The sequence below is a fragment of the Streptomyces sp. NPDC051740 genome, assembly GCF_044453165.1.
GTDB classification, from domain to species: Bacteria; Actinomycetota; Actinomycetes; order Streptomycetales; family Streptomycetaceae; genus Streptomyces; species Streptomyces atrovirens.
Genome location: NZ_JBITCL010000006.1, coordinates 334,689 through 347,561, shown reverse-complemented (window position 1 = coordinate 347,561; position 12,873 = coordinate 334,689). Strand labels below are relative to the sequence as shown.

Sequence of the window (12,873 nt, the reverse complement as noted above, 5' to 3'; positions counted from 1 at the left end):
CGCCGGGGGGCGCGGCGGCGGGGGCGCGGGCGCGCGGCCCCCCGCCCCCCCCCCCCCCCCCCCCCCCCCCCCCCCCCCCCCCCCCCCCCCCCCCCCCCCCCCCCCCCCCCCCCCCGCTCCAGGTTCGCTCGTGCGCGCGGTCCGGCGGACCGTCAGACCTCCACCACCACGGGCAGGATCATCGGCCGGCGTCGGTAGGTGTCGGAGACCCACTTGCCCAGCGTGCGGCGGATGAGCTGCTGCATCTGGTGGGGCTCGACGACACCGTCCTGGGCCGAGCGCTCCAGGGTCTCCGTGATCTTCGGGATCACCTCGCCGAAGGCGGAGTCCTCGATGCCGGAGCCGCGGGCCTGGACATGAGGACCACCCGTGATCTTGCCGGTGGACGAGTCCATGACCACGAAGACCGAGATGATGCCCTCGTCACCGAGGATCTTGCGGTCTTTGAGCGCGGGCTCGCCGACGTCACCGACGGAGAGGCCGTCGACGTAGACGTATCCCGCCTGGACCTTGCCGGAGATCTTGGCCTTGCCCTCGACGAGGTCGACGGCGACACCGTCCTCGGCGATGACGATGCGGTCGTGCGGGACGCCGGTCAGGACACCCAGTTCGGCGTTGGCACGCAGGTGGCGCCATTCGCCGTGGACCGGCATCAGGTTCTTCGGACGGCAGATGTTGTAGAAGTACAGCAGTTCGCCGGCCGAGGCGTGGCCCGAGACGTGGACCTTGGCGTTGCCCTTGTGGACGACGTTGGCGCCCCAGCGGGTCAGGCCGTTGATCACGCGGTAGACCGCGTTCTCGTTGCCGGGGATGAGCGACGACGCCAGGATCACCGTGTCGCCGTCGACGATGCGGATCTGGTGGTCGCGGTTGGCCATGCGGGACAGGGCGGCCATCGGTTCGCCCTGGGAGCCCGTGCAGACCAGGACGACTTCGCTGTCCGGCAGGTCGTCCAGTGTCTTGACGTCCACGACCAGGCCCGGCGGGACCTTGAGGTAACCGAGGTCGCGGGCGATGCCCATGTTGCGGACCATGGAGCGGCCGACGAAGGCGACCCGGCGGCCGTACTCGTGTGCCGCGTCCAGGATCTGCTGGATGCGGTGGACGTGGCTGGCGAAGCTGGCCACGATGATCCGCTTGCGGGCGCCGGCGAAGACCTGGCGCAGGACGTTGGAGATGTCGCGCTCGGGCGGGACGAAGCCCGGGACCTCGGCGTTCGTGGAGTCGGCGAGCAGAAGGTCGATGCCTTCCTCGCTGAGCCTGGCGAACGCGTGCAGATCCGTGAGGCGGTTGTCCAGCGGGAGCTGGTCCATCTTGAAGTCGCCGGTGTGGACCGCCATGCCGGCGGGCGTGCGGATGGCCACGGCGAGCGCGTCGGGGATGGAGTGGTTGACGGCGATGAACTCGCAGTCGAAGGGGCCGATGCGCTCACGCTGCCCTTCCGCCACCTGGAGGGTGTACGGGCGGATGCGGTGCTCCTGGAGCTTCGCCTCGATGAGGGCGAGGGTCAGCTTGGAGCCGATCAGCGGGATGTCCGGCTTCTCGCGCAGGAGGAAGGGGACGCCGCCGATGTGGTCCTCGTGGCCGTGCGTGAGGACGATGCCCTCGATGTCGTCGAGGCGGTCCCGGATGGACGAGAAGTCCGGCAGGATCAGGTCGATTCCGGGCTGCTCCTCCTCGGGGAAGAGGACTCCGCAGTCGACGATCAGCAGGCGGCCTCCGTATTCGAAGACCGTCATGTTCCGGCCGATCTCGCCGAGACCGCCGAGCGGGGTGACGCGCAGGCCGCCTTCGGGGAGCTGCGGGGGCGGGCCGAGTTCAGGATGCGGATGACTCAAAAGACTCTCCTCAAACACGCGCGCCACGTACCGGTGGGGCACGTGGCGCGCGTGACGTTCGTGCAGAAGCAGTTGTCGTGTGGGGTGCGGGCACCGGTGGCCCGCTTATTCAGTTGTGAAGTCCGTCTGCGCGAGCGGTCGCGCGAAGTCTGGTTACTGGAGTTGTACCCCGCCGGCGGCAAGATCGATCTTGAGCTGCTCGATCTCTTCCGGCGTGCACTCGGCCATGGGGGCGCGCAGGGGTCCGGCGGGGAGACCCTTGAGGGCGAGCGCCGCCTTGGTGGTCATCACGCCCTGGGTGCGGAACATGCCCGTGTAGACGGGAAGCAGCTTCTGGTGGATCTCGGTGGCCTTCTGGACGTCTCCGGAGGTGTACGCCTCGACCAGGGCGCGCAGCTCGGGGGTGACGAGGTGGCCGACGACCGAGACGAAGCCGACCGCTCCGATGGAGAGCAGGGGCAGGTTCAGCATGTCGTCGCCGGAGTACCAGGCGAGGCCGGAGCGGGCGATGGCCCAGCCGGCGCGGCCGAGGTCGCCCTTGGCGTCCTTGTTGGCGACGATGCGCGGGTGCTCGGCGAGGCGGACGATCGTCTCCGTGCCGATCGGGACGCCGCTGCGGCCGGGGATGTCGTAGAGCATGACCGGCAGCCCGGTGGCGTCGGCGACGGCCGTGAAGTGCCGGTAGAGGCCCTCCTGCGGGGGCTTGTTGTAGTACGGGGTGACCACCAGGAGGCCGTGCGCGCCGGCGCGTTCCGCGGCGCGGGCCAGTTCGATGCTGTGGTGGGTGTCGTTGGTGCCGACTCCGGCCACGACCTGGGCGCGGTCGCCGACCGCCGCCACGACGGCCCGTACGAGATCCGATTTCTCCGCGTCGCTGGTGGTGGGGGACTCACCGGTGGTGCCGTTGATGATCAGGCCGTCGTTGCCTGCGTCCACCAGGTGGGTGGCGAGCCGCTGTGCGCCGTCGAGGTCGAGTGCGCCGTCCGCCGTGAAGGGCGTGACCATGGCGGTGAGGACCCTCCCGAAGGGGGTCTGCGGAGTGGAGGTCGGAGCCATGGGTTACACGCTACTCGTTGCTCAGGTCGGGGTCTTCCCTCGGGGGAGGCGACAAGGTGGGACAAAGGGGGGACCCGGCACTGCCTGCTCGGGGGTTCAGGCAGTACCGGGCCCGCTTGATCAGGCTAGATGAACTTCATGAAATGCCGCAATACGGACACTTCACGAGGTTGAACCGTACATGTGTGCTCGCGGGCTTGAGCTGCGGTTCTACGGGGCCACGCGCCCGTTGGCGTTGAAGGCGGCGTACGTGAGTGGCATGAGACGGGCCCATTCGGCCTCCATCTTCTCGCCGACCATCTCGATCTCCCGCTGCGGGAAGGACGGGACCTTCGCCAGCTCGTGCTGGGTGCGCAGGCCGAGGAAGTGCATCAGCGAGCGGGCGTTGCAGGTGGCGTACATCGAGGAGTACAGGCCGACGGGGAGCACCGCGCGGGCGACCTCGCGGGCGACGCCGGCGGCGAGCATCTCCTGGTACGCCTCGTACGCCTGCCGGTAGGAGTCCTCCATGGCGCGGCCGACGAGCTCCTGCTGGGCCGGGGTGCCCTCGACGAAGCGGTACTTGCCGGGGCGGCCCTCCTGGATCAGCTTGCGGGACTCGTCCGGGACGTAGAAGACCGGCTGGAGCTCCCGGTAGCGGCCCGACTCCTCGTTGTACGACCAGCCCACGCGGTGCCGCATGAACTCGCGGAAGACGAAGATCGGGGCGCTGATGAAGAAGGTCATCGAGTTGTGCTCGAAGGGGCTGCCGTGCCGGTCCCGCATCAGGTAGTTGATCAGGCCCTTGGAGCGCTCGGGGTCCTTGTCCAGCTCGGCCAGGGACTGCTCGCCGATGGTCGAGACGCGGGCGGCGAACAGCACGTCGGCGTCGGACGCGGTGTGCTTGACCAGCTCGACGGTCACATCGCTGCGGAAGTCGGGCTTGAGGTCGTCGGCGGGGGTGTCGGTCACGGCGCGGGGGGTCCTTCCATCACGTCTCTCGGGCGGCGCCCACTCTACGGCGCGGCACCGACGACGGGGCCTTCGGCGCCGGCGGGTGACATACAGCGGTGAACGGCGGCGAACTTCTGCGAATTCGGTGAAAGCGGGCACCTATCGGGGCCGTCGTTCGTCTGTGTTGGTGACAGTGATCCGTTCGATCCCGAAGGAGACGTACCCCTGATGTTCGGTCGGCGCGAACCCGTACCGTTCGCCTTTGTCGCCGAGGCCGAGAGGTTCCGCAGCAATGTCACCCCGCCGCCCCGTGAGCGGGCCTCCGTCGGCCAGATAACCGGGCGCTGGCTGCTGGGGCTCACCCTCGTGGCCGGGCTGGTGGGCTCCCTGGTCATCGGAATGCCGGCGATGTCCTCCGATCCCTCGGGGTCGGGGACACAGCAGTCACAGGCGTCCGAGGGGCGCTGAGCCGCCCCGGCCGTGGCCACCGGCTCCGTCCGGACCCCCGAGGGTGGTGACCGGCGGCACGGATCGATAGCCTCACCGGGCACTGCTGACGCATGGATCGAGTGAGGACCCGTCGTGCCCCTGCCCTTCCTGACGGCCGACCGCGCTTTCGACACGGCGGACGATGTCGCCCTGCCGTACGACGACCGGGACCGCTGGCGACGCCCGTACCGTCCCGGGCCGTGGCGGGTGGGGGCGGCGGCGCTCCTGCTGCTGCTCGCGTCGTTCGTGCTGTTCGCGGCGGTGATCATCGCGGCGACGGCGACGCCGGCGTCCGCCGGGACGGTCTTCGCCATCGCACTGGTCGGCGTCGCCTGCGCGCTGCGGCTGCTGCGCATGGGCGTGTGGGTGAGCTCCCGCGGGCTGCGCCACGTGGCTTTCGTGAGCACGCGTACGACGTCCTGGGAGCAGGTCGTCTCCGTGCGCACGGTGCAGCAGCCGGTGCGCTGGCTGGGGCTGCCCCGGACGGTGCAGGGGCAGGCGCTGACCCTCGCCCGGCGGGGACGTTCGGCGGAGTCGCCGGCACCCCTGCTGACCTCGCACAACGCGGACTTCCTGGGACGGGACCAGCTGGCCTTCGACCGGGCGGCCGACACCGTGGAGGTGTGGGCCGCCGAGTACCGGCGCGACTGAGCGTGCGGGGCTCGGAGCCCCGCACGCTCAGTGAGAGGTCTTGTGCAGGGCGATCGCCCGCTGCATCGCCTTGCGGGCGCGGGGGGTGTCGCGGGCGTCGTGGTAGGCGACGGCGAGCCGGAACCAGCTGCGCCAGTCGTCGGGGGCGTCCTCCGTCTCGGCCTTGCGGCGGGCGAAGACCTCGTCGGCCGAGTCGCGGTCGACCCGGCCGCTGGGCAGCCGCTTCAGCTCGTCGACGGGCAGGCCGCCCTCGGCGTCGAGCAGGGCGGCGAGCCGGTTGGCGTCGCGGACGAACTCGGTGTTCTTCCACAGGAACCAGACACCGATGACCGGCAGGATCAGCACCGCCACGCCGAAGGTGACGGTGAGGGGCGTGCCGGCCTCGATGAGCAGCACGCCACGGCTGCCGACCAGGACGAAGTAGACGACCAGGACGGCGGCCGTGATGGCGTAGGAGATCTTCGCGCGCATGGGGTCGGCTCGGGCTCAGTTCAGGTCGAGGAAGTGTTCCAGGCCGAAGGTCAGGCCGGGAGTGGTCACCACGCGGCGGGCGCCGAGCAGGATGCCGGGCATGAAGCTGCTGTGGTGCAGGGAGTCGTGGCGGACGGTGAGGGTCTCGCCCTCGCCGCCGAGCAGGACCTCCTGGTGGGCGAGGAGTCCGCGCAGCCGGATCGCGTGCACCGGGACCCCGTCGACGTCGGCGCCGCGGGCGCCGACGAGAGCGGTGGTGGTGGCGTCCGGGGCGGGCGCGCTGCCCGCCCGGCGGCGGGCCTCGGCGATGAGCTGGGCGGTGCGCGTGGCGGTGCCGCTGGGGGCGTCCACCTTGTTCGGGTGGTGCAGCTCGACGACCTCGACGGACTCGAAGTAGGGGGCGGCGATCTGCGCGAACTTCATGGTGAGGACGGCGCCGATGGAGAAGTTCGGCGCGATGAGCACGCCCGTCTCCGGGGACTGCTCCAGCCAGCCCCTCAGCTGTGCGAGGCGGTCGTCGGTCCAGCCGGTGGTGCCGACGACGGCGTGGATGCCGTGACGCACGCAGAAGTCGAGGTTGCCCATGACCGAGGCGGGGGTGGTCAGCTCCACGGCGACCTGGGCCCCGTTCTCTGCGAGGGTCTCCAGCTTGTCGCCCCGGGCGAGGGCGGCCACCAGCTCCATGTCGTCGGCGGCCTCGACGGCCCGTACCGCCTCGGAACCGATCCGGCCCTTGGCACCGAGGACCGCCACGCGCAGCTTGCTCATGTTCCTTGTTTCCTTACCGGGAGGGGTCAGGCGACGGCGTCGTGCAGGCGGGACGCCTGCTTGTCCTTGAGCGGGCCGATGACCGACAGGGAGGGCCGCCGTCCCAGGACGTCGCGGGCGACCGAGCGGACGTCGTCCGGGGTCACCGAGGCTATCCGGGCCAGCATGTCGTCGACCGACATCTGCTCGCCCCAGCACAGTTCGCTCTTGCCGATACGGTTCATCAGCGCGCCGGTGTCCTCGAGGCCGAGGACGGTGGAACCCCTCAGCTGGCCGATGGCGCGCTCGATCTCGTCGTCGGGGAGTCCGTGCTCGGCGACGTGGTCGAGTTCGTCGCGGCAGATCTTCAGCACGTCGTGCACCTGGGAGGGCCTGCAGCCCGCGTACACGCCGAACAGGCCGCAGTCGGCGAAGCCGGACGTGTACGAGTACACGCTGTAGGCCAGTCCGCGCTTCTCCCGGACCTCCTGGAAGAGGCGGGACGACATGCCGCCGCCGAGGGCGGTGTTCAGCACGCCCAGGGCCCAGCGCCGCTCGTCGGTGCGGGACAGGCCCGGCATGCCGAGGACGATGTGCGCCTGTTCCGTCTTGCGGCCGATGAGCTCGACCCGGCCGGCGGTGCGCAGCGCGCGCGAGCCGCCGCGCGGGGCGATCGGATCGGCGTCGGCGTTCCCGAGGGCGCCGGCCTTCTCGAAGGCGGCGCGGACCTGGCGTACGACCTTGTTGTGGTCGATGTTGCCGGCGCAGGCGACCACGAGGTGGGTCGGGTCGTAGTGCTTCTTGTAGAAGCGGCGGATGCGGTCGGCGGTGAGGGCGTTGACCGTGTCGACCGTGCCGAGGACGGGGCGGCCGAGGGGGTTGTCGCCGAACATGGTGTGCGCGAACAGGTCGTGCACGCAGTCGCCCGGGTCGTCCTCGGTCATCGCGATCTCTTCGAGGATGGCGCCGCGTTCGACGTCGACGTCCTCCTCCTGGATCAGCGAGCCGGTCAGCATGTCGCACACCACGTCGATGGCGAGCGGCAGGTCGGTGTCGAGCACGCGCGCGTAGTAGCACGTGTACTCCTTGGCCGTGAACGCGTTCATCTCGCCGCCGACGGCGTCGAGGGCGGAGGAGATGTCCAGGGCGGAGCGGCGGGAGGTGCCCTTGAAGAGGAGGTGCTCCAGGTAGTGGGTGGCGCCGTTCAGGGCCGGGGTCTCGTCGCGGGAGCCGACGTGGGCCCAGATGCCGAAGGTCGCCGAGCGGACCGAGGGCAGCGTCTCGGTGACGATGCGCAGGCCGCCGGGCAGGGTGGTCCTGCGGACCGTACCGATGCCGTTCTCGCCCTTGATCAGGGTTTGGGTACGGGCGACGGCCCGCGCCTCCGAGGAGGTGCGGGCCGTCGCCTTGGCGCTACGGGACGTCACTGGTCGGCGTCGTCCTTCTTGTCGTTGTCGGAGGCGCCCTCTTCGCCCTCGATCACGGGGATCAGGGAGAGCTTGCCGCGGGAGTCGATCTCGGCGATCTCGACCTGGACCTTGGCGCCCACGCCGAGCACGTCCTCGACGTTCTCCACGCGCTTGCCGCCGGCCAGCTTGCGGATCTGCGAGATGTGCAGCAGACCGTCCTTGCCGGGGAGCAGGGAGACGAACGCACCGAAGGTGGTGGTCTTGACGACCGTGCCCAGGTAGCGCTCGCCGACCTCGGGCATCGTCGGGTTGGCGATGCTGTTGATCGTGGTGCGGGCGGCCTCTGCGGCGGGGCCGTCGGCGGCGCCGATGTAGATGGTGCCGTCGTCCTCGATGGTGATCTCGGCGCCGGTGTCCTCCTGGATCTGGTTGATCATCTTGCCCTTGGGGCCGATGACCTCGCCGATCTTGTCGACCGGGATCTTCACGGTGATGATCCGCGGCGCGTTCGGGGACATCTCGTCCGGCGTGTCGATCGCTTCCATCATCACGTCGAGGATGTGGAGACGGGCGTCACGGGCCTGCTTGAGGGCGGCGGCCAGGACGGAGGCGGGGATGCCGTCCAGCTTGGTGTCGAGCTGGAGGGCGGTCACGAACTCCTTGGTGCCGGCGACCTTGAAGTCCATGTCGCCGAAGGCGTCCTCCGCGCCGAGGATGTCGGTGAGGGCGACGTAGTGCGTCTCGCCGTTGATCTCCTGGGAGATCAGGCCCATCGCGATGCCGGCGACCGGGGCCTTGAGCGGCACACCGGCGTTCAGCAGCGACATGGTGGAGGCACAGACCGAGCCCATGGACGTCGAGCCGTTGGAGCCGAGGGCCTCGGACACCTGGCGGATCGCGTAGGGGAACTCCTCGCGCGTCGGCAGCACCGGCACGATGGCACGCTCGGCGAGCGCGCCGTGGCCGATCTCGCGGCGCTTGGGGGAGCCCACGCGGCCGGTCTCGCCGACGGAGTACGGCGGGAAGTTGTAGTTGTGCATGTAGCGCTTGCGGGTCACCGGGGAGAGGGTGTCCAGCTGCTGCTCCATACGGAGCATGTTGAGGGTGGTGACGCCCAGGATCTGGGTCTCGCCACGCTCGAACAGCGCGGAGCCGTGCACGCGCGGGATGGCCTCGACCTCGGCGGCCAGGGTGCGGATGTCGGTGACACCGCGACCGTCGATGCGCTTCTTCTCCTTGATGACGCGCTCACGGACCAGGGACTTGGTCAGCGAGCGGTACGCGGCGGAGATCTCCTTCTCGCGGCCCTCGAACTCCGGCAGGAGCTTCTCGGCGGCGAGCGCCTTGACGCGGTCCAGCTCGGCCTCGCGCTCCTGCTTGCCGGCGATGGTCAGCGCGGAGGCGAGCTCCGGCTTGACGGCGGCGGTGAGGGCTTCGAGGACGTCGTCCTGGTAGTCCAGGAAGACCGGGAACTCGCCGGTGGGCTTGGCGGCCTTGGCGGCGAGGTCGGCCTGGGCCCGGCAGAGCACCTTGATGAAGGGCTTCGCGGCGTCCAGACCGGCGGCGACGACCTCCTCGGTCGGCGCCTCTGCGCCGCCCTCGACCAGCTTGATGGTCTTGTCGGTGGCCTCGGCCTCGACCATCATGATCGCGACGTCGCCGTCCTCCAGGACGCGACCGGCGACGACCATGTCGAAGACGGCGTCCTCGAGCTCGGTGTGCGTCGGGAACGCCACCCACTGGCCGTTGATCAGCGCGACGCGGACGCCGCCGATCGGGCCGGAGAAGGGCAGACCGGCCAGCTGCGTGGACGCGGAGGCGGCGTTGATCGCCACGACGTCGTACAGGTGGTCGGGGTTGAGCGCCATGATCGTGGCGACGACCTGGATCTCGTTGCGCAGGCCCTTCTTGAAGGACGGGCGCAGCGGGCGGTCGATGAGGCGGCAGGTGAGGATGGCGTCCTCGGAGGGCCGGCCCTCGCGGCGGAAGAAGGAGCCGGGGATCCGGCCCGCGGCGTACATCCGCTCCTCGACGTCCACCGTGAGGGGGAAGAAGTCGAGCTGGTCCTTGGGGTTCTTGGAAGCGGTGGTGGCCGACAGCACCATGGTGTCGTCGTCCAGGTAGGCCACGGCGGAGCCGGCGGCCTGGCGGGCCAGGCGGCCCGTCTCGAAGCGGATGGTGCGGGTGCCGAAGGAGCCGTTGTCGATGACGGCCTCGGCGTAGTGGGTCTCGTTCTCCACTAGCGTTTTCTCCGTTACTTTGTCGTCTTTACGTCCCGCCTCGCCCGTGTGGCGGGGGGACGGGGGCGGAGAAGCGCTCCGCTGGTGCGGGCCGGTCTTCGATCGAAGCTCCCGGGGTTCACTCTCCCGGGGGCCACTACCGAGGACCGGCGGCGGCGAGGTGCGCTTCTCCTCGTGCGTCGTTCGTACCTATTGCGTTGTGCTACCACACTACAAAGGCGCGGTGACAGTCCGCACGTACGGCAAAGGGAGCGGTCCCCTTTCCCAGGGAACCGCTCCCTTCACGGCGTCTTACTTGGCGCCCGCCGCACCGCGGCGGATGCCGAGGCGGTCGACCAGCGCACGGAAGCGCTGGATGTCCTTCTTGGCGAGGTACTGCAGCAGCCGGCGGCGCTGACCGACCAGGATGAGCAGACCACGGCGGGAGTGGTGGTCGTGCTTGTGGGTCTTGAGGTGCTCCGTCAGGTCGGAGATCCGACGGGAGAGCAGAGCGACCTGGACCTCGGGGGAGCCGGTGTCACCCTCCTTGGTACCGAACTCGGAGATGATCTGCTTCTTCACTGCGGCGTCGAGCGACACGCGTACTCCTCATAGTCTGTGAGTGGCCACCGAGCGCCCCCGGTCTTCGTCTCGGGGGGTCTTCCATGACTCGGAAGGCGGGGATCCGCTGGGCGCGACCTCCGGAGCGAGCCCGCTCCGGAGGCGCGTACACACACGGCCGTCACTCAGGGTACCAGGCTGGACCGGGGCCCTTTCCCCCGGTCCGCCGAACCTGCCGGACGGGACGTCGCAGGCCACTAGGGTGAGCGCTCGGACAGTTCGTACGTCGGGAAGGGGTCGCTGCGGCATGGCGGAGACGGCTGAGGAGATCAAGGCACGCAAGGAGCGGGAGAAGGACGAGCTCTACGCCCTCGACATCTCCGGCGTCGAGTGGCACAGCGCGCCGGGCACCGAGGAGCACGAGGAGCGGGTCGAGATCGCGTACCTGCCCGGCGGTGCCGTGGCCATGCGGTCCTCGCTCGACCCGGACACGGTGCTGCGGTACACGGAGGCGGAGTGGCGGGCCTTCGTGCTGGGGGCGCGGGACGGTGAGTTCGACCTGGAGCCGGCACCGGGTGACGGAGGACTTGCCGCGGCCTCCGAGTGATGCGGAGATGTGGCAACGGGCGGTACGCGTGCGTGCCGCCCGTCGGTCTGTGCGCCAACGGGCGGCTTTCCAGGGCGGGTTGACGGTGTCACACGTGTGATGGACCGGGCGGCCCGTCTGTTGACCGTTGCATGGGTGTTGAGCGAGTTTGCCCGCTTAAGTAGCGAAATTCGTACGGCTCTTGACCGCGACGCATGAGGCGGAACGGCCCGTGCCGAGGGGTGGGCGGGGCTGACGGGGTGGGGCTACTGGTGATTAGGCTGGTACCCGGCGCGACGCCAGAACCCGTGAACCGGGCCCCGGCGTCCTACGGGGAGGGCACACGGTCGCCCCCAGCACGCACGAGGGTGCTCGACCACACCAGGAGGAACTGTGAGCAGCGACCGGGACGGGACGCGCGGGGGCTGGGCGACACCCGGCGATGACCAGCCCGACGCGGAGTCCGCCATCGAGACGACGGGCGAGTTCACCATCGACTACGCGCCGCCGGCCTGGTACACGCAGAACGCTTCGGGGAGTCCGGAGTCGGGGGCGTCGTCCGCTTCGTCGTCCTCCGGTTCCTCGCCCTCCTCACCTGCTTCGGCTCCTTCCTCCCATGGGCCCGTTCCGCCGCTGCCGGGGCTGACTCCGCCGCCGCACGCGGTGGGAGCGGCGGGGCCGTCGTCCCTTCCGGCGCAGCCGCCCGCGCCCGCGCCGGGGGCGCCCTTCACTCCGCCCGCGCCCGCTCCTGCGCCGGGCGCCCCGTTCACGCCTCCCGTGCCCGCGCCCACCGCGCCGTTCACGCCGCCCGCACCACCCGCACCACCCGCGCCGCCGTCCGGGGGGCCGGTGGCCGTGCCGAGGCTTCCGGTGGGGAGCGGGTTCGAGCCGCAGCGGTCGGAAGCGGGGAAGGAGCCCGAGGAGTCGGGTGCGGCTTCCCCTTCGGCCGTGCCGAACATCCCGGTCGGTGGGTTCCGGGCCGGCAACGGTGATCTGGAGAGCGGTGCGACGATCCGCTTCTCCGCCGCCGCGTTGAAGCGGGAGATCGCGGAGCGCGAGGCGGAAGCGGAAGCCGAGGCGGTCGTGGAGGACGAGGCCGAGGCGGAGGTGCGGCTGGAGCCGTCCGACGGTGAGGACGGGACCGACGACGACGCCGCGAGCACCGCGGAGGTGTCCGACGCCGCGGTGGATCCGTCGGACGCCGACGACGCCGAGGAGACGTCCGGTACGTCCGACGAGCGCGAAGCCGGCGAGGTCTCCGACGCGGAGGACGTCACACCTGAGGACGCCGAGTCCTCGGTGACCGACGTGGAGGACGACGCCGCGCCGGTGGAGCCGGAGGCCGAGCCCGAGGACTCGGTGCCCTCCGAGGACGTACCGGTGACGGACGAGCCGACGGCTGTCGAGCCCGAGGACGCCGAGCCGGTGAACGACGCGGTGCCCGCGGAGGCCTCCGAGGACAACACGCCCGAGGATGCCGTCCCGGCCACGCCCGAGGCCCCGTCCGCCTGGACTCCCCCGGCGCCGCAGGGCGTACCCCCGGTGCCGTCGGCGTACCCCGCCGCCCCGGCGCCGGCCGGCCAGTGGCCCGCGCAGCCGCAGCAGGCGCCCGCCCAGCCGGCGGACGGGGGTGCGCAGCCTCAGCCCGCGGCAGCGCAGGACCAGCCGGCCGTCCCTGCCCAGCAGCCGCCGTTCCAGCCCCAGGCGCCGCAGCCCGCGCCCGCCGCCTGGAACCCGCCGACCGCCCCACAGGCCGGCTACGGCTTCCCGCCCGCCGGCCCGGCACCCCGGCAACAGCCCGAGACCCCGCCCGCGCCGGCGCCCGACGCCCCGGCCGGCTACGGCTTCCCCCAGCCGGGCGCCGCCCCGACGCCCCCGGCCCAACCTGCCGGTTACGGCTTCCCGCCCGCCGG

General features: G+C 70.9%; 12 protein-coding genes and 2 pseudogenes. 5 read left to right on the top strand and 9 right to left on the bottom strand.

What is annotated here, in order from left to right:
* Positions 1 to 152 precede the first annotated feature (152 nt).
* The 3 genes from ACIA6T_RS13500 to thyX all read right to left on the bottom strand — a co-directional run bounded on the left by ACIA6T_RS13500 (position 153) and on the right by thyX (position 3,845).
* Complete coding sequence (locus ACIA6T_RS13500) at positions 153 to 1,838, bottom strand: ribonuclease J (protein ID WP_399446655.1); 1,686 nt, start codon at positions 1,836 to 1,838, stop codon at positions 153 to 155.
* A 153-nt stretch (positions 1,839 to 1,991) separates the two neighbouring features.
* Positions 1,992 to 2,894, bottom strand: coding sequence for a 4-hydroxy-tetrahydrodipicolinate synthase (gene dapA / locus ACIA6T_RS13495; protein WP_073936928.1), 903 nt, complete (start codon positions 2,892 to 2,894; stop codon positions 1,992 to 1,994).
* Positions 2,895 to 3,104: 210 nt separating this feature from the next.
* Complete coding sequence (gene thyX / locus ACIA6T_RS13490) at positions 3,105 to 3,845, bottom strand: FAD-dependent thymidylate synthase (RefSeq protein ID WP_073936929.1); 741 nt, start codon at positions 3,843 to 3,845, stop codon at positions 3,105 to 3,107.
* A 210-nt stretch (positions 3,846 to 4,055) separates the two neighbouring features.
* On the opposite strand from thyX, the gene ACIA6T_RS13485 reads away from it, so the two are divergent.
* Both ACIA6T_RS13485 and ACIA6T_RS13480 read left to right on the top strand, forming a co-directional pair.
* On the top strand, positions 4,056 to 4,295 hold the full coding sequence (locus tag ACIA6T_RS13485; RefSeq protein ID WP_399446654.1) for a hypothetical protein: 240 nt from the start codon (positions 4,056 to 4,058) through the stop codon (positions 4,293 to 4,295).
* Positions 4,296 to 4,409: 114 nt separating this feature from the next.
* Positions 4,410 to 4,967, top strand: a complete 558-nt coding sequence (locus ACIA6T_RS13480; protein ID WP_399446653.1) for a hypothetical protein — start codon at positions 4,410 to 4,412, stop codon at positions 4,965 to 4,967.
* Positions 4,968 to 4,994: 27 nt separating this feature from the next.
* On the opposite strand, the gene ACIA6T_RS13475 is transcribed toward ACIA6T_RS13480, so the two are convergent.
* From ACIA6T_RS13475 to rpsO, 5 genes are all read right to left on the bottom strand, one after another.
* Entirely contained in the window at positions 4,995 to 5,438 is a 444-nt protein-coding gene (locus tag ACIA6T_RS13475) for a hypothetical protein (RefSeq protein ID WP_030871707.1), read from the bottom strand.
* 15 nt (positions 5,439 to 5,453) lie between these two features.
* Entirely contained in the window at positions 5,454 to 6,206 is a 753-nt protein-coding gene (dapB, locus tag ACIA6T_RS13470) for a 4-hydroxy-tetrahydrodipicolinate reductase (RefSeq protein ID WP_399446652.1), read from the bottom strand.
* 26 nt (positions 6,207 to 6,232) lie between these two features.
* On the bottom strand, positions 6,233 to 7,612 hold the full coding sequence (locus ACIA6T_RS13465; RefSeq protein ID WP_399446651.1) for a M16 family metallopeptidase: 1,380 nt from the start codon (positions 7,610 to 7,612) through the stop codon (positions 6,233 to 6,235).
* Complete coding sequence (locus ACIA6T_RS13460; protein WP_399446650.1) at positions 7,609 to 9,834, bottom strand: polyribonucleotide nucleotidyltransferase; 2,226 nt, start codon at positions 9,832 to 9,834, stop codon at positions 7,609 to 7,611. Before ACIA6T_RS13460 ends, ACIA6T_RS13465 begins: the two co-directional genes overlap by 4 nt.
* A 291-nt stretch (positions 9,835 to 10,125) precedes the next feature.
* Complete coding sequence (gene rpsO, locus ACIA6T_RS13455) at positions 10,126 to 10,413, bottom strand: 30S ribosomal protein S15 (RefSeq protein ID WP_004924725.1); 288 nt, start codon at positions 10,411 to 10,413, stop codon at positions 10,126 to 10,128.
* Positions 10,414 to 10,681: 268 nt separating this feature from the next.
* Here rpsO and ACIA6T_RS13450 point away from each other — a divergent pair, with 268 nt between their 5' ends.
* Positions 10,682 to 10,981, top strand: coding sequence for a DUF397 domain-containing protein (locus ACIA6T_RS13450; protein WP_385056899.1), 300 nt, complete (start codon positions 10,682 to 10,684; stop codon positions 10,979 to 10,981).
* A 372-nt stretch (positions 10,982 to 11,353) separates the two neighbouring features.
* Positions 11,354 to 11,434, top strand: a pseudogene (locus ACIA6T_RS13445) (SCO5717 family growth-regulating ATPase); the annotation flags it as partial.
* Between the two features lie 23 nt (positions 11,435 to 11,457).
* Here the strand turns inward: ACIA6T_RS13445 and ACIA6T_RS13440 are convergent.
* On the bottom strand, positions 11,458 to 11,763 hold the full coding sequence (locus ACIA6T_RS13440; RefSeq protein ID WP_399446664.1) for a hypothetical protein: 306 nt from the start codon (positions 11,761 to 11,763) through the stop codon (positions 11,458 to 11,460).
* A gap of 145 nt (positions 11,764 to 11,908) precedes the next feature.
* On the opposite strand from ACIA6T_RS13440, the pseudogene ACIA6T_RS13435 reads away from it, so the two are divergent.
* Positions 11,909 to 12,873: pseudogene (locus ACIA6T_RS13435) on the top strand (topoisomerase II); the annotation flags it as partial.